Genomic DNA, 22,018 nt, shown 5'->3' with positions numbered 1-22,018 from the left:
TTCGATTCAGGCTCTGCGGCCCGATAGCGATCTCTGGGAGGGTAAAAGCAGGAACCGGGCCTGGTTGAGATAAAGCGGATGACAATCGATAAAATTGTGAGCCAGGTTAACAAAGGCAACAAGATGCAGTTAAAAAACAGCCAGTTGCACTAAGACCGCACTTCAAAGCTTTTGCGAATTATCAAAATTGCTTATCAATTTGATAGCTGGCATTTTGCAAATTCTCACTCTGAGAGCGCCCCCAAACACAGGCTAGCGACTGTCAGATCTGCCAGGACAGGCCGATTTATTAGCCAAATGGAACAGGGATTGCAGAGAAAACAACCAGAGCAAGGAAGCTGTCGATTTAATCCAGGAGCTGGGTGTGATGCAGGCAAACATAGGGATAGAAACAACTGAATGGCTGTCGGTCTATGATGCGATCCGCTGCCCGATGTTTGTCCATGACAGGCAACTTAGGATCCGCCGGGCCAACCACTCTTATGCGAAGCTTGCCGGGGTGAAACTCAGTGAGATACTCGGCCAGGAGTATTGGAAAGTCTTTCCCAAAGGTGCGGCCCCTCACAATAAAGTCCTGCGCCAGAGCCACCACCACTATCGTGAATACTGTGAAGATCTGATCCATGACGAGCGGGTCTATCGCACCACTAATGTACCGATCCGGGATAAGGATGGTGAGTACCAGTATTCGGTCTGGCTGATCGAAGATATCACGGAGAAGCATCAAAGCCAGAACCAGCTGTGTCAGATGTCACGCGCGCTACGGGTTCTGGCGCGCACCAGTGAGCTATTGCTAAAAAACACCCTCTGTGGCAATCGTGAGCTTCCCAACCTTATCTGCGAAATCGCAACCGTTGAGTGTGAGCTGGCGGGAAGTTGGATTGGGCTCAATCCTCGCAGGACGAATGAAAGTGAACTGCAGGTCACTGGCAGCCATGGCTTTGATATCCGGGATCTCAAAAAGTTGCTGTTTACTCCACAGGGTAAGCTGGATGAAGGCTGCCCGGCAACCTCTGCCCTCACTACCGGACTCAATGCTCTGCAGCAGCTTGAGCACTCCACTCTTGTGGGCGAGTTACAGCATTTTTTATGGGGTCAGGGTGTGCGATCTATCCTCGCGATCCCAATCCGCTCGACCGAGTCTCCCGAGCTGCTTGGGGTCATAGTCTACCTCTCCCGCTCCAGCAGTTTTTTCAGCCCGGACAACATTGAACTTCTGGAGGGGGTCGCCCGTAACTATGCCCTAGCCGACAGCATCATCAGCCTTCGTCAGCAACAGCAACACTTTACCCATTGCCTGGAAAAAAGCGCCCGGGAGGTGCGAAACTCGCTGCTGCAACTCATCAAAATGCTCTCCAAAACCATCGAATACCGGGATCCTTACACCTATGGTCATCAGGCCCGGGTCGCCTCCCTGGCCCGAGCTATCGCTGAAAAGATGGGACTGCCACAACCGGAGCAGGAGGGGATCTTCCTCGGAGCCATGATCCATGATATCGGAAAAATAGCCCTTCCCACTGAGATCCTCTCTAAACCATCCAAACTCAGTGATACAGAGTTTGCACTGATCCGCGAACACTGCTCCCTGGGAGCCGACATAGTCGCTAAAACCCAAACGCCCTGGCCTTTGGAGGAGATCATCAGCTGCCACCATGAATGGATCAATGGCCAGGGGTATCCGAAGGGCCTGAAAGGAGACGAGATCCCTCTTTGTGCTCGAATCGTCACAGTCGCCGATGTGGTTGAGGCGGTCGCCACCCACAGGCCCTATCGACCGGCCCTTGGGATCAAGGCTGGCCTCTACCAGATCCAGACCCATAGCGGAACTCGCTTTGATCCCACAGTAGTTGATGCCTGCCTTGAGGTATTTAAAGAGGGCTATCGATTCCCTAACACAGGAACCCTGGTTTAAGGGTGAGGCTTAATTACCAATGAAAAGAGCAGCCTTAGCCTGTTTCTTAGGCAGGCTAAGGCTGCCCATAACACTAATTCATAGCAATTAATGCTTTATGCAATAGGTGTAAGGGATATCAGCAACTTTTGGTTAGCACTATCCCACTGAGCCATTGGTCTTCCTGAAAAGCCTTCACTCAGCATAGTATTATTCTGTTCACTCGGAATATCCCCTAGCTTACTAAAACCAATTTTCAGGGTTGCCTTATGTCCGGAAGAGCTATCATGGGCAACAATAGTTACTGTTCCTGTCATATTATTATCGGCCGTTGTGATAGATATATTATTGAGTGTTTGCTTATCAATAGTCACAGAGTCAGGCTTTGTAATGGATATTACATAAGGGTGCTGTGCTTGATTTACCGAAGCATCTAGCTTTAAGCAGTTTGAATGAATATCCCACGGTGCGGGTGACTGGCTAAATGAACAGTAAGAGATATTCGGAACAACATTGACTCCGGAGTCATGGGTTAAAGAGTCACTGTTATCACCAATAAAGGAATCAAATACCCCCGCTTGTTTGACCGCCGGGTAGTTCTGATACATTCCACTATCACCCACTAACACACCCTTATAGCCACTAAACTTCGGCATGATCTCATCCGAAATCATATCATTATCAGGACTATAGTCCTCAGGTAAGCGATAGGAAACAAGCCCCATGTAATGCTGCTCCCTAAGGTTTTTTGCAACCGGCTCATCCGAAAACTCAAAGTAAGCAGCCCCAAGAAGATCAGAGTCTGTCTCTTGATCAGATCTCCAAGCCTGAAGTCATAGCCTCTCTGGCAACCATAAATCCTCGAAGATAATCCTGAAGTCGATTCCAACCTTCCCAGAGAGTATCCCAGCCTGCGATCCCGCTTCGTTTGGTATCATTGAACCCTCCCAGCTTTGCAATCTCCTGGTAAGCCCACTCCAAACTCGGTTCGAACGTTTGCTTCTTATTGCGCAGCAAGATCAAGAGCTTAATCTCTTCTCCGGTAAGCACTCGTGACGCACTTATCTGACTGACCTCCTTCGCCTCTTTAATCAGGCCCAGCTTCTTCAGGCTGAGTGGCAAGGTAAAACTCTCCCGCAACTGCATCAGCCGAACCGCTGAAAAGCCAAGTATCGACGCCATTCGCTCCAGATTGTCTACCGACCCCATTCTTAGCTCTTCTACACCTGCACCGGATTTCCAGGCTTTGTGGAAATCCTCCACTCGCCATCTGGCCGTGTAGCTCTGGATAACTTTCAGGGCCTCTTCCAGAGTTGAAACTGGCTCGCTGGTCAGCAGAAGCCAGCGGATCGGCTCTGCACCATTAGGCTGACCCAGCTCTTCAGCCAGTACTGCGTTGAGGGTGAGAGTTCTGCCCCCCTGAGTGAGGGTCAATGAGCTGCTAAAGACTTGTAGCCTCGCCTTGCGAGTCGGCCGATTCTTCCGTTTCCCATGCTTATCTACCATCCCTTTTTGAGGGATATGAAGCTCATATCCGCCCAGGGAAGCTTGGGAGCGCAGATGTTCATCTAAAGGGAGTCCGGACTCTTCCACTTTGCGCATATGCTTTGCCCGCACGATAAATCTTTCTTGGTGCTCCTTCTTATCCTTGAGATAGTCAAAGATATCTGCTTCTCGATCACAAACGGTGATCACCCGGGACATCAGCGCTCCCATCCTGTGTCGGCAAAGGGCTGACGCATCGGGCCACTTACCACTCTCTTTCTCGTCTGCATCCTCAGGGTTATCCGGCCGCAACCACCACTCCTGATGAACCAACCCTATCGTTTGCTGCGTTCGGGCATTGAGTAGTAACTGGGAATGCACCCAGAATCCTCTTGATTTATCCTCCTTCTTTCCTAATTTCCCCAGCTTCGAAGCGGCTTGGTGCTTGTAACTTAATGAAGAGGTGTCCTCCAGAGCCAGGAGTTCGGGAATATCCTGGGCTATCTCAACTGTCCTTTCAAAACCAGCCTGACGTATTTTCATTGGTTCGACCTTTGGATTACGGATAAAGCGATAGCTGCCTTCAAGCAGGGCATCGTCACCCTCACAGGAAGCGGCCAAAGATTTCCCCACATGTCTACCACAATGGCTGGCGAGTGTGACTAACCGGGCTGTACGCCGCACGTCTCCAAGCTGTGCCGAACCAAAGATGTGCTGGGCCCAGCGTTGGGGATCATGGGGAGAAATCTGCATCGTATGAGTACCTTGAAACGGGATTATACGATGATCAGATCACTCTATGCTCAGAAAGTTCCCCTGCTCTTGAGATGTGTAGAAGAGACAGGATCAGAGTTACTGGTTAAGAGCATGCGCCACAGGCGCGCGAAGCCCCACTGGTCATCAAATTTTCCCCAATCATAGTCATCATACTTACCCCATTCAGATATAAACAGAGGTAGGTTATATGGGCTTTTTAGCTGGTTGTATGTATTAAATAAGCTCTGCATTCCTGAAAGTTCCAGCTTAGTTGGAGTCATGCCTCGATAGGAATTCACAGAGTAAAAATCAAGATAGCTTCCACCCCCTCTTTTTTAAAGACATCATAATAGCTCTTGAAGTTGTCAACACTATTATAGTGATCCTGGTTCGTTGATGTGACCAGCAAATTCGGATCAAACTGCTTTATGGTTTTCGCCAGCGTCCATTCAACCTTTGCAGCTGATTTTGCCACAGGGTTAGTAGGCTCATCCGCTTCTGTTTCATTACCCACAGTCCAGGCAAGGATATCCGAATTCGCTGCGTACTTCGCCAACTCTAACTGCATGAGGGCAGACCAGGGCTGACCACTATTAGGCTCCCTCATTTGCTCCCAGCTCAGAAGATGTCCTGTTAACGGGCTCCCTTCAAATGTTTGTGAAGGATTTGGAGCAGGCGCAGGCATTATGGTATAGATTCCATAGCTATGAGCAAGGTTCAGAAAATCGGTCATATTCCGAACCAGGGGGTCAATATGATAAATCCGAATAGTATTGACTCCCATCGCCTTCATCATTTTAAAGTCTCTTTCCCATCTTTGCTTAAGGAGGGCATTATGCTCTGCTGCACCAGCTAGCGATGTATTATTCAGGTATTGGTGCATCGGGCCTGTCATATCGCTATCAAAGCAGTAAGACTTATTCGGAGTACCAAAGGGTCCACCCACTAAAGATGAGCATATTTGTCCACCACCTGTTTGGTTAAAATCAGCCAGGTGAACGGATTCACCAGGAGCTGTAATGGGTGAGCCACTCTCATTCAGCTGCCCCACCGGCGTCGGCTCATAGTCCATCCCTCGAATAAAGAATGGCTCATAATCTCCCTTAGTCTCACTCCATACCATCAGGATTTTATGTTTCGTTTGAGGGTCAACAGCAATTTTAGGCGGATGAGTTGATGTGGTTAGTGCATTGATTCCTCCAGTCGGATTAAGCTGCTGTGGCGCACCATTTTGCCACTCCAATGTATAGATGTTTCCAGCAACAGATCCGTTATTACTCACTTGTCCACTTTGTAATGGAATCGTACCCAGCATCTGGTAATGATGATCTGTGCTAACCTTGACCATAAATAACAAGCGGTAATCAGAATAACCAGCCGTTGAAAACTTAGGGACAACCACGTGAACAGACTTGGGCGAAGCACTCCCCCCCACCACAGGGAGAGTTATCTGAGTATTTGCCTGTGCTCCAGTACCAAAAATATTGCTCCAGCTACCATTTTTTTCGCCCTGAAGAGTGTAGGTGATCGGGTTTTGTTTCTGATCTAATTTCCAGGAAGAAGGTAACTGAACCTGAATACTAAAATTCGATACTATGGCATCTATTTTTGGAATAGTTACATCTGAGTATGGAGCAGAGCTTGCAGCCTGAGCGATACCTGAACTGAGCAAAGTCAGTACCGCTGTGGCTAGCGTAATTTTTTTAGTTGCATATCTCATAAAAGCACCAATAAGTTAGATTTAACTCATAAAAGAATTATTCATGCTCATACATAAGGATTAACGCTCAATTTTCACACAAAAATAAAGCTGATTGCGTATTATCGCGATGGCGATCACCGAATAATATGATGTCGATCACCTCAACATCCCGTCTCACAGACTGGGTTATTTTTTACCCTGAGTGATCGGCATCCGTCAACTCTGCGGTGATTTTTCTCATCGATTCTCCGCATAATTCTACACGGATCGCTCCATGAACCAGACGATCCAGGATCGCATCCGCATGGGTTGATTCACCGATCATTGTGTGCCAGTGCTCCAGCGGAAGCTGGCTGCCGATCAGTGTGGCTCCGTGACCATGGCGAGCATCGATTAACTCCAGTAGATCGCTACGCTGAAGCGCATTCAGCGACTCCAGTCCCCAGTCATCGAGGATCAGAAGCGGCGTGTTTCTCAACTGAACCATCAGCTTTCGATAGCTGCCATCAGCCTGAGCCAGCTGCAGTTGCTCCAGCAGCTCTTTAAACCGGAAGTAGCGAACCCCGAGTCCCTGCAGACAGAAGTGATGGCCCAGGGCGCAGGCCAGATAGGTTTTCCCGCACCCGGTCGCCCCGGTCAGGATCAGAGTCTGCCCCAGGCTAAGCCAGTATCCCTCTGCCAGTGAGCGGATCTGGGCTCTATGCAAGCCGCGATCACTTCGATAATCCAGTTGCTCCAGATTTGCCTGCAGCCGGAATCGGGCCTGCTTGATAAGGCGCTCGATCCGCCGCTGAGACCGATCCGTCAGCTCCTGCTCCAGCAGCAGGCTGAGTCGCTCTTCGAACCCGAGTTCCTGGTAGTGCCCGGGTTGCTGATGTTGCCTTTCCAGGGCATCCCGGATACCACTTAGTTTCAGCTCCCGAAGTTGCTGTTTGAGTTGTTCTGTCATCTTTGATCCTTAGTGATAGTAGCCTGAGCCACGGATATTGAGGTGAGTGAGCTCCGCCAGACGATCCGGCTGAGTTTCGGGCAGTGGCTGGCCATCCAGCCCCTTTTCCAGGATGGAGCGGATCCCTTTCTGATAGTAAACGCCCGTTCGGTCTGCTCGCTGGCAGGCCGCTTCTAAGCGGGGGCGTCCATATCGCTTTTCCAGGTTGAGGATCCCAAGGCTGGCCCGATATCCAAGCTCCGGGTGGGACTTTCGGTAGAGCAGCTGTTTGATCACCGCAAGCGTGGAGGGGCCTATCTCCTGAGCCCAGTTCAGAAAGCGTCCCGGGGTCCATTGCATCTGCTTTTGGTGTGCGACCGGCATATGATCGGGGTGGGTGGTTTGCCCTCCCTGCTGATAGCTGCGTGGATGTGTCGCGACACAGCGACCACCATGATAGATCCGTACCAGGTTGTCGCAGATATGCGCTTCAAGCTTGCGTTTGAGCAGGGTATAGGGAACCGAGTAGTAGTGCTTGTCGAGCTCGATGTGATAGTCGATATGAACCCGAACCGCCTTCACCCGGGTGAACTGATAGGGGTTTTGAGGCAGCGATTTGAGCACCGGTTTGTCTAGCAATTCAAACTGTGATTTACGGCTTCCCGGCAGCTTCTTGAACGGGCGATTGTTCAACTCGGTGAGCAGAGCCCCGATCCGCTGGTTTAGCTGAGCCAGACTGAAGAAGGTCTCATGGCGCAGTTTTGCCAGGATCCAGCGCTCAACGATCTGCACGCCCACCTCAGCCTTGGCTTTATCTTTGGGCTTGTAAGGACGGGCAGGAAGCACTGCAACACCATAGTGTGCAGCCAGCTGCTGATAGGTAGGATTGAGATCTGGCTCGTAGCGACACGCTCTACTGACTCCGCTTTTGAGATTATCCGGAACGATCATCTCTGGTACTCCCCCAGAAATTCGAAGGCCCGTTTATGGCTCATCACCCAGTCTTCCAGCCCCTGACTCAAGGTTGCATCGGCGTAGGTGTAGCTGGATGCACCCATCACAGCGACAAAGATCTGAGCCCGACGCTCCTCCCCAGTCCTCGGATCCACGATGGGCACGGTTGGACCGCAGTAATCAACAAACAGTTTTTCACCGGCTTTATGGCTCTGACGCATTGAGGGAGACTGGCATTTACGCCACTCACGATAACGCATGCAGTAATGGTTATAGCTGTAGTGGTTCTTGGGATGTCGCTCAGCATACTCCTCCCACAGGAGTTGTAGCGTCATCCCTTTGCGTCTGAGCTCCTGATGGGCCACGGCCCAATCCGGCAGAGGAGGTGTCTGACGAACCGTGATCCGGGTCTCAAGGAACTCACGGCGCAGCCGCTCTTCATCCCACTCAGCAGGCAGAGGCCATTGGCATAGCCCCATCTGTTGGGCCCTTTTGCAGTAATTGGACACAGTCGACGGAGACACAGACAGGCTGCTTGCGATCTGGCGGTGACTCAGGCCGCCTTGGTACTTGAGTCTGAGGATCTCTTTGAGTTTTCGCATGGTGATATGCACCGTTGGCATGGCTGGCTCTCCGCTCGAGGTCAAACAGAGAGCATAGCCGGTTAAAAAAACACCTGCGAAACGGGAGTTGAAATGAATAACATTTCGGTCGGGACTGCATAATATTCATGCCGATCACCCAATAATATAAAACTCAAAAGTGATCGCCATCGATATTATTGAGCGATCGCGATCGATATTATTCAGTGATCGCTATCGATCTTATTGGGTGATCGCGATGGACCAAAAAACGCAAGCTGATTAAAAAGAAGAAAAAGCATGAATTGACACATGGAAATAGACAATTCTTCCCATATGCTTTCGATAATATAAATAACTTTCGATTCAGGTTAGATCTCACATCCTATAGTCGAACTCCCTGTCCATAATTTGTGGAGCTATTTTCACACAGTATACTTTTGCCCTATATTCTCAACTCGACACCTGATGCCTTTTAATAGACAACCTATGAATGACATAGCCGACCTGAATAATCTGGAGTCACAGATAAGTTTTACATACCAGAATTGTCAAGCTGATCATGCTTACAAAAGCCACTCCCATAACTACGCACATTTAGTATTGATTGATGAGGGTATTGCTGAAGTCAAAACCAATGGCCAGCACCTGATTGCACCCAGGGATAATGCGATCTGGGTTCCACAACAGACTGAGCATTCCTGTGCCACTAAAAATGTCAACCAAATGTGTATCCTTAAAGTGAGTCCCTCCGTCCAGGGCTTACCGGATCACCCATGCGTTAAGGCTATCCCTCCCCTGCTCAAAGCGGTTATCAATCATTTTATCGCATCTGGTATTACAGAGATCTGGAATGCATCTCAATTAAGATTGTCAGAGGTGTTAATCGAACAGTTGATTCAAGCCCCTTTGATGAGAACTTATCTGCCAACCAGCTGTGACCGATATCTTCAACCCATCATTGAACATTTGAATCGATACCCCGGGGATGAAGCCTCCCTTGATGATTGGGCTGAGAAGCTTTTCACCACAGAGAGGACTTTGGCCCGGCGATTTAAAAAAGAGCTCAACCTGACATTTAGTGAGTGGCGCCAAAGATGTCGGTTCATTCACGCATTGGACCGGCTCAAGCGCGATCCAATATCCATTCAGCAACTCGCCTTCGATGTCGGTTATACTTCACCTTCAGCCTTTATCGCCATGTTCCGTAAATATGCTGGAATGACGCCGGAGCAATATGCCAAATTATGGCGCTAGTCGCCATTGCCTCGATTCAAGGGTAAGAATTGATCAACAATCGATAGATAGGAATTGTTGAGACGCATAAAAAGGGCTGAAGTGCAGCCCTTTATTCTCATCCTGATCCAAAACTAGCTGCCAAAAATAGCGCTTGGCACTGGGACGCTAATATTTCCGCCGTGGGGTTGTAAGAAGTTCACCCCATGATGGTTGGGATCTTGACTCTCTGGAGTTGTGACTGAGTTAATCCTGCCATGACTAAAGCTCAGCTGATACTGGTAGCTGTGACTGCTATCACTCAGTGTAAGCTGACAAGCATCATCCGCAGTCGGTTTCAACCCATAGGTGGTACTGGTTATCGCACTCCCCGTCACCCCACAGCCACGGATGGAGTAACTTCCCCCTTGCCAGCCCGGTGCAAAGGTGAGATTCACCTTAGAAGGCGAAGGTTATGGTCCGGGCTGAGGCCCTCTGTCATAGGGATCCTGATTAGGAAGGCCCGCTAAACTACCGATACTCACATACAGATTCTCGGCTCCATTAACCCCCACATCGGCGGTATCATCATCAATCGAGAAGCCATAGCCTGTCATCCCAAGTTTGATATGGGCAAACCAGACAAAGGGGTCCAGGTTGTATTTGGCTGAATCATCCTGGCTCGGATCCGGATACCAGCTTTTATCATCGGGAGTCTTGGTGTAATCCGGTACTCCACGCAGCAGGGATTTCACCTGTTCGGTTAGCTGAGCGCGGGTTTGAGTGGTTTTTCTATCGGTTGGCAGATAGAAACCGACAATATTTTCGATAAGTTGCTCAGGGGTTGCCTTGGGGAACGCCTGACGGAAGTTAGCAACCACATTGTAAACGACTTTGGCAAACCCATCTGCCTTGCTCTTTTCTGCACGCGTGATGCTCAATGGGCTCAGTTGTACCTGATCCTGCCCCGGGATCTGAGGTGCACCAGAGCTCTTCTGGTAATAAGCAACCCAGGAGAACCACAGAGAGGTCAGCTTTTGAGCCTGGATCTGGTCACCCATCTGGGTGCCGGTTGCCAGCATCTTTTCGCTGGAATCATAAGTTGACGCCGGACCATTGAGGGCAAACAGGTTATAGGCTCCCGGGATCTTCACGCTTTGGGTCAAACCTGCCGGCATGTAAAATTCTGGCCAGCCATTGCCATCAAAGTAATCCCCAGAATATCGCCACTATTATCAGCAAACTCTTTGATTGCATTTTGCATCTTATCGACACTGATCCCGGTGCCTATGTATCCAACCTGGGCACTCCCGCTCGGAGATTGAGCCTCCATCGCTACCGGCAGATACATATGGTCCACGTAGGAAACATCATAGTTGATCAGGTTATGGGTCTCTGACGCAGGAGCCCCGGGGCCTGCCAGTGAGGGATCGCGATAGGTAAACTCAATCAGCTGACTCGGTGCATCCAGTCCCATCGCCTGAGGAACCGGTGAGTGATAGAGCATCAGCACCCCATCACTGCCCTGCAGAGTTTCCCCACTTTTCAGTGTCATGGATGCAGTTTTGCTAATGGGCTGAGCAAAACGTGTTGCATCCACCTTATAAGTAAATGTATTACTATCTTTGGATGACACTGGATTAGCATCTAATAACTCCATCCTCCCGGAATCCCAAAAGGCCTGGGGCACTGGAATTTTCACCACTGTTCCTGGCTTTAAGCCAAGGTAGTTCCTGCCATTTTCCTGGTAACCCACATATGCACGGTACGCCTGATTTTCAGGATCGTGGCGGTCATATTTCGAATTGGAGTTTGCCCCAACCAATACCGGATAGATGACTTTATTGGAGTGGTTCATCAGGGTAATGGTTTTCGATGTGGCATTTTGGTAATACATCACATCCTGAGGCTTGGTTGCATGATTATTAACTGGCATCAGGGCCGCAGCTCCAGAAGCCGTGGCATAGAAAGGAGTGACCGTCATGGCCCCCACTAAACCTAACAAACCCACTAACTTTTTGACTTGCATTGGAATCTCTCCAAAAAGACTTTAGAGAGTAGAGCTATCCAGATAATAAGGAGCGCACAGATAAAAAACCTGGATAGTTTGACTATTCATTTAAATAACTTACTCAGCATTCAGTTTAATTAAATAACAGTCCACTACTCTAAACCATGAAAAATAGTAATTGATAGAGCCACGGCACCTCAAAAAGGCGGCTCATGTCAGGATGAAAAACATCTATAACCATTCATCAGGGTTAATTGTTAGAGTGATCAGGACTCAAGTCAATCCAGTTCAAAAAAGCAAATAATTCGCACGACAAATTATATCGTTTAATAAATTAAAACTAGCTTATCCCATGATAAAGGTAACATGCCTAGGCTCATTTTAAGTTTCAATTTATGCTTTTTAGCATCATTATGCTCAGCTATCCCGGGCATGCAAGACCAACATCATTAACAGGGTTTGGTGTCACTATATCCATGGGCATCAAAAAGTAGCGACTTATCCCCATGCCTGTTGGCGTGTCATGGTTGGAATTGGAAAATTCAGTGCCATACTCCAGAAATACTGATTGTTCTTATAGCGATACAAGCGAGCCCCCTGGGCATTAAGCTTATACATCACGTTATCTGAGTCTAAGCAGGCAAACGCACAGTGGATGCTATTCTCGGACACACCGGATTTCTCAGATAACTCTTTTGAGGTCATCCATTGATCATAAGTACGCAAAGTCATCAACAGCTTATTTCTTACTTTACTCATAACGGCCTCACCCAATCATAAGAACGACTAAACAGTTAAGAAAGTTATGGGCTCTATCTATCATCATCAAAGGCGATATCCACATATCTTTCTTGGTTGCACTTCTCAGGATGAAATACTAACAACAGGTTGCGTCAAATATTGACGCATTTTTTTTGGCAGGGTCTGTCGCAAAAAGCCGACATAGATAAAACCTATATTTTTTAACAGCTTATGAATCTTACACAGCTAAGTCGCTAACGGATATAGGCATCGTTCTAATCTAACATATCTGGCAGAGTCCTCAGAATCAGACCCATACGAAGTATTCACTCACAATTGACGGGTCTGAACCGAAAACGTAGGATCATTGAAGCGAACCCTGCGCCTCCCCCTTCCATCGGGAAAGCTCCACGCGAGCAAGGGTCGAACTCACCACCAGTAACTTCTTTGGATAAAAACATAGGGAAGGGATTGTTTTTACAAACCAGGGGAGTTTTCCATGTCCTATCCTGCGTTATGTACTCTATTGATCTTTATGGGGTTGCTCGGGTCAGCTGCAACCGATATGTATGTTCCCAGTCTGCCGCAAATTAGCCAATCCTTCTCGGCTGAACCCAGCTCGGTACAGCTAAGTATCAGCCTCTATCTCATCGCCTTTGCGATGGGACAACTGCTCTATGGGCCACTGCTGGACCGGTTTGGTAAAAGGCGGGGGGCGCTAAGGGTGCTGTGGCTGGGATGCTTTGGTGCCCTGCTATCGGCTGTAGCAACCAAGCTGTGGATACTAAACCTCGGACGTTTTCTCCAGGGGACTGGTTTTTCCGCAATCAGTGTCGCCGTCCCCGCTATCGCCAGAGATCAGCGCTTTGCCAGAACCGCTTCGCTACTGTCAGTTATTTTCGGCTTAGGGCCACTGCTCGCTCCTATTATTGGCGGATACATCAGCCACTTGTATGGATGGCAACTGATATTTACCCTGATCTTCTGCTACTCACTGTTGGTATTATTCGCACTCACCTGGATGAAAGATGATCCATCAACCCAGCCCAACCTCGCTAGCGCTGGTTGGGCTGAGCTGCGGCATAGTTATCATCAGATCCTCTCCCATAGGCAGTTTGTTGCCAACGCCCTCGCTAAGTCTCTGGCCTTTAGCGGTGCCATGGTGTTCTTTTCGATCAGCCCTTTTGTGCTCCATAAACAGTTTCAGTTGAACGCAGTCAGCTATGGATGGTTCACTCTTAGCCTCAGTGCAACCATACTACTGGCAAAAATTGCCAATTCATTGCTCATTGGAAGGCTCACTCTGCACCAGTTAAACGGCATAGCCCTGATTTTTATTAATCTGGCCCCGATCGCCTTGCTGGCGATAAGCCTGCCCAATACACAATCACTGCCAGCTCTGCTGATCCCTTTAGCCCTGTTTGGCTCGGGCGCAGGACTTCTGTTTTCAAACACCACCAGCGCCATGTTCCTGCCCTTTCCAAAAACATGGGGAGGAAGAGTTGCTGGTCTGGCAGGCATGATCCAGATGCTCAGCGCCTTTAGCGGAACCATGATCGCCACCTGCGTCGGTACCGATACATTTATTCCCCTGGCGGGAGTGATGCTCGGTTTGAGCGCCATTGCAGCCGCTTGCTATTACGGGCTGACCCGCAGGTAGCTTACGCCATCCATGACTACCGCTACATTCGCACATCCTTGTGCAGCATCCGCGGCCTGACAGTTGTGCCACAGGAACAAAAAGCTGACTGCTGGTCCAACTATCCGGGTTCGCTTGTACCAGAAGCGAACTTTTGATTGTGCTGCGCACAGCTAATCTGCAGCTTCGCTGCAAATGCCGGTGCTGACCGGCGACAGGCAAGAAGGTGCGCTCGCTAACGGGGATTTAGTGCCCCGTCTATTTGCGCCGAATGTTTTATTGTTGATGAACGTATCAATCACATGGATGTGATTGAAGGGCAGCCAGAACAGGGACGTTCTGTCTGTCCGTTAGTGAATCTGATGAAGCATGAGGATGAAGCAAATACCAGGGTGTCCTTGGGAGTGAAGAGGGTATTGGACAAGCAATACCCTTTCCCCGCCGCCGCTCGGCAGCGGGCAATGTGCCGCAGGCACAAAACCCTGCCCGAAGGACAAAGAGATAAGTCAGCTTTGTACCAAAAGCGAACCTTTGATTGTGCGGCGCGCGGCTAAATCTACAGCTTGACTGCAAGTGCCGGTGCTGGCCGGCGGCAAATATGCTATATTTTCCCGACTTAGCTCTCAGAGAGCCGTGATGTGTCTTCGACGGCCGGTTAAAAAGAGCCAACATATCCAGGTGAAATCGTGATCTTTCCATTTTTAACTGCTTGTCTTTTTGGGATTGGCCTGTCACTGCTGGCATTTATCCCTGTGTCCCAAATCTGGTTCAGCCTGCCTTTTACCGCCATCAATGTATTGCTGGTGACTCTGCTATACGGCGGGTATTTCATCGCCAATGGCCGGTTGCCCACCCTGCTCAAAAAATTTAAAAAGCGCCACCTAGCTCCGAGCATCATCACCGGAACCCTGGGAACCTTCGTCTCGGTGATCCTGGTTCAGTATGGCTGGTCCCTGCCCTGGATCGATGGCTCGGGGGTCAACTCATCCTTTAATATCGTAGCCCAGCAGCTGGATCTTATCGCAGCACTCCTGCTTGGTGTGATCCTGTTTCGCAACCGTTTTACCCTCCCGGATGGAATTGCCTCGGCCCTGGTGCTCTGCGGTGTCATCGCCCTGGGACTTGTCAGTGGCAGCAGCCAGTATGTCTTTAATGTCTCAATCATCTATATCGGTATCTCAGGCATGTTGTTTGGCGCCGCCAATATCTACTCGGGTGTTTTAGGCCATGATTTCGATTTTAAAGAGGTGATCCTGATCCGCTTTGTGTTCGCCGCCCCCCTGGCAATCCTCGCCCTGATCGCCAGTGCCCTCTGTCACCCCGAGGCCATTGCTCACAGCTACCTGAGCACATTTATCTCAACTCTTGCTCAGGGAGGCATGGATCAGAGCCACAGCACCCTTATCAGCATGGAAAGTGGTCTCATCTTCTGGGGGCTGTATCTTCTGCTGAACTATCTGCTGGGCTATCTTTTCCTGGTGATGGCGTTTAGCGTGACCCATCGCTCCGCCTTCAACTCGATTGTGATGCAGTTTGGTCCCGTTATCACAGCCCTGAGTAGTCTTCTGATCTATTATGGATTTGGTCGTTATGGCTTTGCCGAGCTGCTCCAGGGGATCAAAATACAGCTGATCCCAACCCTGATGGTGATGAGTGGAGTCATCTACCACACCCTATATACCTCCCGCCAGGAAGCCAGCCAAAAAGAGAATCGTCCCCTGGAGCACGGCTCGGAGCAAGTGGTCACCTGAGATCTGAATCCGGGCAAGAGCTCTGATCTAACGGTTAATCTGACTCCCTGACAATCACTCAAATTAAGCGCATTATTATAAAGATGCGCTTAATTTCTGATTTCAAGGATGACAGATGCCAGTCGAACTAAAACAAGCTCAGGAGATCTATCAGCTGGTCATTGAGTTTCTGACCAACTACAGCTTCCAGCTCCTGGGAGCCATTATTATTTTGGTGATCGGGATCCTGATCGCCCGAAAAGCGGGTAACGCAGTTTTTGCACTGTGTCAGCGTAAGCAGCTGGATATTACCCTCAGCCATTTTACCGCCAGTGTGACCCGCCTGCTGCTGGTCACCATGGTGGTGATCATCGCCCTTGGTAAATTAGGGATCAGCGTCACCCCCTTTATCGCAGCCGTTGGTGCACTCTCACTGGGAGCTGGTTTGGCAGTCCAGGGACTACTCTCCAATTATGGAGCAGGGCTCAATATCATCATCACCCGCCCCTATGTGGTTGGGGATACCATCCAGGTCAAAGGGGTCAGCGGCATAGTGCGGGAGGTGCGGCTTGCCTTTACCATCCTCAGTAATGAGGATGAGGTGATGATCACCATTCCAAACCGCCATATCATGGGGGAGATCCTGCATAACTCCCAGCAAGATACAGTATTAGAGCTGAGCGTTGGCATCAGCTATCACAGCGATCCACAGCAGGCGATCGCTGTGATTAGCCAGGCACTCAGCACCCTTGAGCATCTGAGTCAAAAACGCCAGCCCCTGGTGGGAATAGATCAGTTTGGCGACAGCAGCATCGATCTTGGGATCCGCTGCTGGGTCAAAACCGAGAAGCTCTTTGAAACCCGCTACCAGGCGAACCTGGCGATTCATCAGGCCCTTGAGGCGCAAAAGATTGAGATCCCCTTCCCGCAGCGGGAGATCAAGATTCATCCCCGGGAGCCTGCGGCGTGAATCTTTCCGTGCTCATGAGTACGCTCAGAGTAACGCTGGCAGCCAGCGCAATTGGGCTGATCTTTTCCGTTCAGGCCAGTCAAGCCGCCAAAAGAGATCAACTGCCAGAGAGCTATCCCGAGAGCCGCTATGCCATCGACGCCTCGATGAAACCCTGGCGTAGTATCGGTGAGATCAATGTTGCCGGACAAAGGCGCTGCAGTGGCGTGCTCATCCACCAATCCCTGGTTTTGACGGCAGCGCACTGTCTATGGAACCCCTGGAAAAATCGTTTCTACCCGGCCACTGAAATCCACTTTGTGGCTGGTGCCCAGCTCGATACTCATTTGGCTCACTCGCGGGGGAAAAAACTGGTCGGCTCGAAAGACTATCACTTTAAAGAGCATCCACCGTTTCGTGAGCTGGTCCATGACTGGGCCCTGCTTGAGCTCGCCAAGCCTCTGGGGCGCTGGATTGGCTATATCCCACTGTCTACGGCGCCGCTGAAAAATGGCTCAGATAACCTGTTACTCGCAGGCTATCGCCAGGATCGCCCCTATGTCCTGAGCCTCTCCAAGCGTTGCAGCCTGATTAAAAACCGAGGCAATGCCCTGCTTGAACACAATTGCCACGCCTTTGAAGGTGACTCAGGAGGCCCGCTGATCCAGGTGCATGAGTTTCCGGGAGAGCCCAGTCAGTTCAGGGTGGTCGGTGTCCAGGTCGCTCAGGTTGAGATCCGCTCCCCGAAACAACTCAGGGTAGTCAGTATTGCCGTCGCTAACACCCTGATCTCCCCCTTTGCCCTGCAGTTTATTCAAGACATCCAGCAAACTGAGCTCAACAGCAGCCCGGCAGAAAGCTGATCCGACTCGCAAAAATAGAGACTCAGATGAGTGATATTGGAGCTACACTGTTAACAACAGCCTCCTTAGAGAAAGCCGATGCTCCTTAAAAAGCTCAAACATCTGCTGCGATTTATCTTGATAAGTGGCTTCATCTACCTGGGAATCGCTCTGCTACTGATCTTTTGGCCGATCTCGGATAAAAAAAGCAAGAGCACCCTGGACTTCTCTGCCATTCAGCAGCTCCCTGCAAATATAACACTGGATAACCTCAGCCAATATCGGGCCCGTGATGGTAAGCCGCTCTATTACCGGAAGCTTGGAGAGAAAGGCTCTGACATTTTAGTTTTTCTGCATGGCTCAGGAGCCGATAGCCGCTACCTGATCCCATTGGCCTCCAGCCTCTCTGAACAGCTGGATCTGTTGGTGATCCTGCCCGATCTCAGGGGGCATGGCCGCTCAACACCGATATTGGGTGATATCGATTATCTTGGACAGTATATGGACGATCTAACCGATCTCCTGGCCAGGCTTCGTAAACAACACCCGGATGCAAAAATCATCCTGGGAGGACACTCTTCGGGAGGAGGGCTTGCCCTCAAGCATGCTGCATTCTCCAACACCAGAGCAGATGCTTATCTGATGCTGGCCCCTTACCTGGGTTACCGCTCCCCCACGGTCCGTCCCGACTCAGGAGGCTGGGTCCAGGTTGCGACAAAGCGCTACATCGGCTTATCCATGCTCAATCAGCTGCATGTTCGATGGTTCAACAATCTGCCGGTACTGTTCTTTAATCGTCCCGACTCAATCAAGGATCCGCGGCTTCCTGCAAGTTATAGTTACCGACTCAACCAGTCCATGTCGATTGAGGATCATGTCAGGGCCCTGGAACAGTTACCCCCCCCTGCCCTGCTACTGATAGGCTCACAGGATGAAAGTTTTTATCCCGAGCAGTTTTATCCACTGCTGGAACAACATGCACCTAAAGTCGGTTTTGTCATGATTGAGGGGGCAAACCACCTGGGACTTCCCTATTCAGCCAAGGCTCAGGCGAAGATTTCAGCCTGGATAGAAGATTTTTCTACGAATCAGCCAAACCTCAACACACAAGGTGATCGGCCCGATTTTCCTGACCAAGGAGTTTTCAATGAAGCTGCTCAAGCAAAATAGCCTCGGCAAGCTGTTACTGCGCCTACCCCTGGGGGGACTCATCCTGCTGCATGGTATCCATAAGATCTTTGAGCTAGACAGTCTGCAGCAGATAGGCCAACAGCTCGCAAGACATGGGCTGCCGGAGCTTCTGGCCTACGGGGTCTTTTTGGGAGAGATCGTCGCCCCGTTGCTGATTATCCTCGGTATTGCCTGTCGGTTAGGAGGGCTGCTGGTCTTCATCAATATGCTGCTCGCCCTGTTTCTGGTACATCAGCATGGGGTATTCAGTCTCACGAATCAGGGGGGATGGTCGATTGAGTTGGAAGTGATCTATCTATTTTGTGGTCTGGCGCTGCTGTTTCTGGGAAGTGGCAGGTTTGCACTCAAACCCGACTGAGAGCCTGAAACTAAGGTTCACTGGTCAGAGCTCCAACAGTCCCCTGGAAAAGACAGCTTCAACAAATCTCTCTCTGGGACTCACCGGTGCTCCGCACTTACGCTCCAGCAGTCGTAGCTGATGTTCAATAACCGTCCTACTGCTCCCCTCGGCAGAGGCTATCTGGGCCGTTGAATATCCCTCAATCAGATAGAGCACCAGCTGCTTCTCAGCCGGTTGCAATCGCTCTCGCTCATCACAAATCTCCAGCCTTGAGTAGGGCTCGATGAAGCATCGCCCTCTGTGGGAAAGCCTAAGTTTGAGTGCATGCTGAGACAATTCGTTGAGCAATGACAGCAGCCGGTATAGACCCGGAACATTTGAGGGGGGTTCGGAGAAAGCAAAAGATAGGATCTCACCACTACCTCCCTGGCGAAGCCTTGGAAAATCAAGCTTATAGATGCCATGCTTTTTTGCCAGCAGCAGCTCTGCCGTCAGGTGATCGCAGTGATGCCATAAATTCACCCCATCGCTGATCCGGCTTGCCATGTTCTCCTGAAGATCCGCATCAAAATAGCTGTGAATCCACCGTGGATCGGTTCCCATCACCTGGATCCCCTTATCCTGTGAAAGATAGGTGTAACAGACATGGCTGGCCTCAATATCTGAGGCGCTCTGCCTGATGAGATCGCTAAAGTGCCGAGCCTGGCGAAACGAAAGATAGTTACTGTCTAGCTTCATATGAATATCCTTATGAGATCCAGTCGAAGGACAGGTTTGGCTTAATTCAGTTAGGCTTGCAAAGCACTAAATCCATAACCTCAATGTCGAATTAAGACAATTCTTTCGAATTAAGTCCTATCAAACCGATGCCGCATCCTATAGAAAAGCGCAGTTTTTTGAGTTGATAGGAATCAAAAAATAGCCATCTTATTGATTTTCCTGAAAATTTCAGACCCATACGGATCCAGCCCTATCCCTGCTCCCCACTCATTGTCCCGATCAGGGATTACCGCTACAATCACCCTCCCTACTCTCATCAGGAGCCTTCATGCAATCTCTCTACGATAAAGGACTCACTCCCGAGCAGATGATCGCCCGACTGCCGGACTTTGCAAAACAGATCCAAGCCCTTGCCAGTGAGCTCAAACTGGAGCTGAATGACTGCTACGCCGATCACATCGCTCTTAGAATCAATGATTCAGATCAGGCCAGGGAGTTGCACCAACTGTGGTTGGCTCTGGGTGAGGAGATCTCTGTCAATCAGATCAATGGCCGGCCTATCGTGGTGATCCGGCTGCACCAGCCTCTGAGAGTGGCCCACTGGAATATAGAGCTGCTCGAGCTGCCCTATCCCGGCGAGAAAAGCTACCCAGAAGAGGGTTGGGAGCACATTGAGTGGGTGATCCCAACTAAGCAAGCCCAGCCGGAGAGATTCTATCAGCAGCTCTGGGAGCGTTTTCCTGCGTTTGCCCGCATACACGATTCAGAGCAGCTCAGGGCGCTTGGGATCAAAGCGAAACAAAGCTCCCCTTCGGCAGAACATGAACGCCTGCCAAACCCAACCCTGGCCCTGAAAAAAGATGGGGTCTGCATCAAGCTTCACCCCTATTCACTGGCTGAGGTGATCGCCAGCGAACAAGGCTAGTATAGCTAAGCCCTCGACTTACCTTAATCCTTAGTGGCTCACCTCAGCGCTCGCTCTCGGGGGAAGTTGGGCCCCGTCGATTTGCGCCGAGGATTTCAAAAAGGAGCTAAGGGTGAGCGGCATGGATGCCGCGAAAAGACAATCAGTACATGGACGTACTGTTTGTCTGTACCTTTGCGAATTTGAAATTTGAGGATGAAGCAAATATCGGGGTGTCCTTGGGAGTGAAGAGGGTATTGGACAAGCAATACCCTCTTCCCGTCGCCACCCGGCAGTGGCATCTGTGCCGCAGGCACAAAGTCAGCCGACCGCAGGTCAAACAACTATGGCCTGTTATCCCTGCTGGAAATAGGCTTTGATGGCGGCAATGAACTGCCTGATCGCTTCCCCGTCCACATCAAGATGGATCACAAAACGCGAGCGAGGTTTGATCTCGGCAAGGATCCCCTGCTGCCTGAGGTAGGATTCGAGACCGCTGCAATCCTTCTCGGCAAAACAGGCAAAAACCATATTGGTTGCCTGAGAAACATTGCTGATGGGCGCAATCTCCTTCAATCCAGCCGCCAGATCCTCTGCATTGCGATGATCCTCTGCCAGCCGGGAGATATTATGCTCAAGGGCATAGAGACAAGCTGCAGCAAGGAACCCCGATTGACGCATCCCTCCCCCAAGGACCTTACGCCAACGTCTGGCCTGTTCAATCAACTCCTTAGTTCCCACCAGAACAGAACCCACCGGGGCTCCGAGCCCTTTTGAAAAGCAGATGGAGACACTATCAAAGCCATGGGTCAATTCATTCAGTGGAAGACCGCTGGCGACCGCGGCATTAAAGAGTCGGGCTCCATCCAGGTGCGTCGATAACCCCAGAGAGTGCGCAAGCTCTGTTGCCTGCTTCATATAAAGTTGGGGAACAAGCTTACCGCCAATGGTATTTTCCAGAGCCAACAGCCGTGTTTTGGCAAAATGAATATCATCTGCCTTAATGGCTGCCTTGATCTTCTCAAGGGGTAGACTTCCATCCTCGGCATGCTCAATGGGCTGTGGCTGAATACTGCCGAGCACCGCAGCACCTCCGCCCTCAAACTTATAGGTATGCGCCTGTTGACCAACAATGTATTCATCCCCCGCTGGCAGTGGGCCATCAGCCCGGCCAGGTTGCTCTGAGTGCCGGACGGAAAGAAGAGCGCAGCTTCTTTACCCGCGATCTCGGCAACCGCAGCCTGTAACCTGAGTACTGTTGGGTCGTCTCCCCATACATCATCTCCAACTTCAGCTGCAGCCATCGCTTTGAGCATTCTGGCACAAGGCCGGGTCACTGTATCACTTCGAAAATCGATCATCTTCTCTCCCTTGGCTCCATGAAAATCAGTCCATATCTTACCCTGCCGGCATAATTATCCATAGTCTGCGTTTATTTA

At 50.3% G+C, this 22,018-nt stretch carries 17 protein-coding genes and 2 pseudogenes; 9 read left to right on the top strand and 10 right to left on the bottom strand.

Annotation, left to right across the window (positions count from 1 at the left end; translation table 11 throughout):
- The first annotated feature begins 367 nt into the window (after nt 1–367).
- Nucleotides 368–1,912 (top strand): HD domain-containing phosphohydrolase, encoded by a 1,545-nt coding sequence (locus DB847_RS09895; RefSeq protein WP_108650534.1) that lies wholly within the window; start codon nt 368–370, stop codon nt 1,910–1,912.
- A 95-nt stretch (nt 1,913–2,007) separates the two neighbouring features.
- Here DB847_RS09895 and DB847_RS09890 read toward each other — a convergent pair whose 3' ends face one another.
- The 5 genes and pseudogenes from DB847_RS09890 to istA all read right to left on the bottom strand — a co-directional run bounded on the left by DB847_RS09890 (nt 2,008) and on the right by istA (nt 8,339).
- The gene (locus DB847_RS09890; protein WP_108650533.1) at nt 2,008–2,616 is read right to left on the bottom strand and encodes a hypothetical protein; all 609 of its coding nucleotides are present in this window, start codon (nt 2,614–2,616) and stop codon (nt 2,008–2,010) included.
- 88 nt (nt 2,617–2,704) lie between these two features.
- On the bottom strand, nt 2,705–4,129 hold the full coding sequence (locus DB847_RS09885) for an IS4 family transposase (protein WP_108650532.1): 1,425 nt from the start codon (nt 4,127–4,129) through the stop codon (nt 2,705–2,707).
- Nucleotides 4,130–4,427: 298 nt separating this feature from the next.
- Nucleotides 4,428–5,852, bottom strand: coding sequence for a glycoside hydrolase family 2 TIM barrel-domain containing protein (locus DB847_RS09875; RefSeq protein WP_108650530.1), 1,425 nt, complete (start codon nt 5,850–5,852; stop codon nt 4,428–4,430).
- Between the two features lie 175 nt (nt 5,853–6,027).
- Complete coding sequence (gene istB, locus DB847_RS09870; protein WP_108649424.1) at nt 6,028–6,783, bottom strand: IS21-like element helper ATPase IstB; 756 nt, start codon at nt 6,781–6,783, stop codon at nt 6,028–6,030.
- Nucleotides 6,784–6,792: 9 nt separating this feature from the next.
- A pseudogene (gene istA, locus DB847_RS09865) lies at nt 6,793–8,339 on the bottom strand (IS21 family transposase).
- 369 nt (nt 8,340–8,708) lie between these two features.
- On the opposite strand from istA, the gene DB847_RS09860 reads away from it, so the two are divergent.
- Nucleotides 8,709–9,554 carry a helix-turn-helix domain-containing protein gene (locus DB847_RS09860; RefSeq protein WP_234418546.1) on the top strand — a complete coding sequence of 282 codons (846 nt, stop codon included), beginning with the start codon at nt 8,709–8,711 and terminating at the stop codon, nt 9,552–9,554.
- A 431-nt stretch (nt 9,555–9,985) separates the two neighbouring features.
- On the opposite strand, the gene DB847_RS09850 is transcribed toward DB847_RS09860, so the two are convergent.
- From DB847_RS09850 to DB847_RS09840, 3 genes are all read right to left on the bottom strand, one after another.
- Nucleotides 9,986–10,690 carry a hypothetical protein gene (locus tag DB847_RS09850; protein ID WP_108650527.1) on the bottom strand — a complete coding sequence of 235 codons (705 nt, stop codon included), beginning with the start codon at nt 10,688–10,690 and terminating at the stop codon, nt 9,986–9,988.
- On the bottom strand, nt 10,675–11,541 hold the full coding sequence (locus DB847_RS09845; protein WP_108650526.1) for a hypothetical protein: 867 nt from the start codon (nt 11,539–11,541) through the stop codon (nt 10,675–10,677). The genes DB847_RS09850 and DB847_RS09845 overlap by 16 nt, the downstream gene beginning before the upstream one ends.
- A 480-nt stretch (nt 11,542–12,021) precedes the next feature.
- Nucleotides 12,022–12,282, bottom strand: a complete 261-nt coding sequence (locus DB847_RS09840) for a hypothetical protein (RefSeq protein ID WP_108650525.1) — start codon at nt 12,280–12,282, stop codon at nt 12,022–12,024.
- 481 nt (nt 12,283–12,763) lie between these two features.
- Here DB847_RS09840 and DB847_RS09835 point away from each other — a divergent pair, with 481 nt between their 5' ends.
- The 6 genes from DB847_RS09835 to DB847_RS09805 all read left to right on the top strand — a co-directional run bounded on the left by DB847_RS09835 (nt 12,764) and on the right by DB847_RS09805 (nt 18,973).
- Complete coding sequence (locus DB847_RS09835; RefSeq protein WP_108650524.1) at nt 12,764–13,924, top strand: MFS transporter; 1,161 nt, start codon at nt 12,764–12,766, stop codon at nt 13,922–13,924.
- Nucleotides 13,925–14,589: 665 nt separating this feature from the next.
- Nucleotides 14,590–15,654, top strand: coding sequence for a hypothetical protein (locus tag DB847_RS09825; RefSeq protein WP_108650522.1), 1,065 nt, complete (start codon nt 14,590–14,592; stop codon nt 15,652–15,654).
- Between the two features lie 115 nt (nt 15,655–15,769).
- Complete coding sequence (locus tag DB847_RS09820) at nt 15,770–16,603, top strand: mechanosensitive ion channel family protein (RefSeq protein WP_108650521.1); 834 nt, start codon at nt 15,770–15,772, stop codon at nt 16,601–16,603.
- Nucleotides 16,600–17,445 carry a trypsin-like serine peptidase gene (locus DB847_RS09815; RefSeq protein ID WP_108650520.1) on the top strand — a complete coding sequence of 282 codons (846 nt, stop codon included), beginning with the start codon at nt 16,600–16,602 and terminating at the stop codon, nt 17,443–17,445. Before DB847_RS09820 ends, DB847_RS09815 begins: the two co-directional genes overlap by 4 nt.
- A 78-nt stretch (nt 17,446–17,523) precedes the next feature.
- Nucleotides 17,524–18,594, top strand: coding sequence for an alpha/beta hydrolase (locus tag DB847_RS09810; protein ID WP_108650519.1), 1,071 nt, complete (start codon nt 17,524–17,526; stop codon nt 18,592–18,594).
- Nucleotides 18,572–18,973, top strand: a complete 402-nt coding sequence (locus DB847_RS09805) for a DoxX family protein (protein WP_108650518.1) — start codon at nt 18,572–18,574, stop codon at nt 18,971–18,973. The genes DB847_RS09810 and DB847_RS09805 overlap by 23 nt, the downstream gene beginning before the upstream one ends.
- 24 nt (nt 18,974–18,997) lie before the next feature.
- On the opposite strand, the gene DB847_RS09800 is transcribed toward DB847_RS09805, so the two are convergent.
- The gene (locus DB847_RS09800; RefSeq protein ID WP_108650517.1) at nt 18,998–19,693 is read right to left on the bottom strand and encodes a helix-turn-helix transcriptional regulator; all 696 of its coding nucleotides are present in this window, start codon (nt 19,691–19,693) and stop codon (nt 18,998–19,000) included.
- Nucleotides 19,694–20,003: 310 nt separating this feature from the next.
- Between DB847_RS09800 and DB847_RS09795 the strand changes: the two genes are divergently transcribed.
- Nucleotides 20,004–20,600: a VOC family protein gene (locus tag DB847_RS09795; protein WP_108650516.1), complete on the top strand. Its 597-nt coding sequence runs from the start codon at nt 20,004–20,006 to the stop codon at nt 20,598–20,600.
- 333 nt (nt 20,601–20,933) lie between these two features.
- Here DB847_RS09795 and ltaE read toward each other — a convergent pair.
- Nucleotides 20,934–21,883, bottom strand: a pseudogene (ltaE, locus tag DB847_RS09785) (low-specificity L-threonine aldolase).
- Between the last annotated feature and the right edge of the window lie 135 nt (nt 21,884–22,018).

This window comes from Dongshaea marina (assembly GCF_003072645.1).
GTDB classification, from domain to species: Bacteria; Pseudomonadota; Gammaproteobacteria; order Enterobacterales; family Aeromonadaceae; genus Dongshaea; species Dongshaea marina.
The sequence above is the reverse complement of the archived record's forward strand: the minus strand, read 5'-3'. Positions and strand labels throughout refer to the sequence as shown.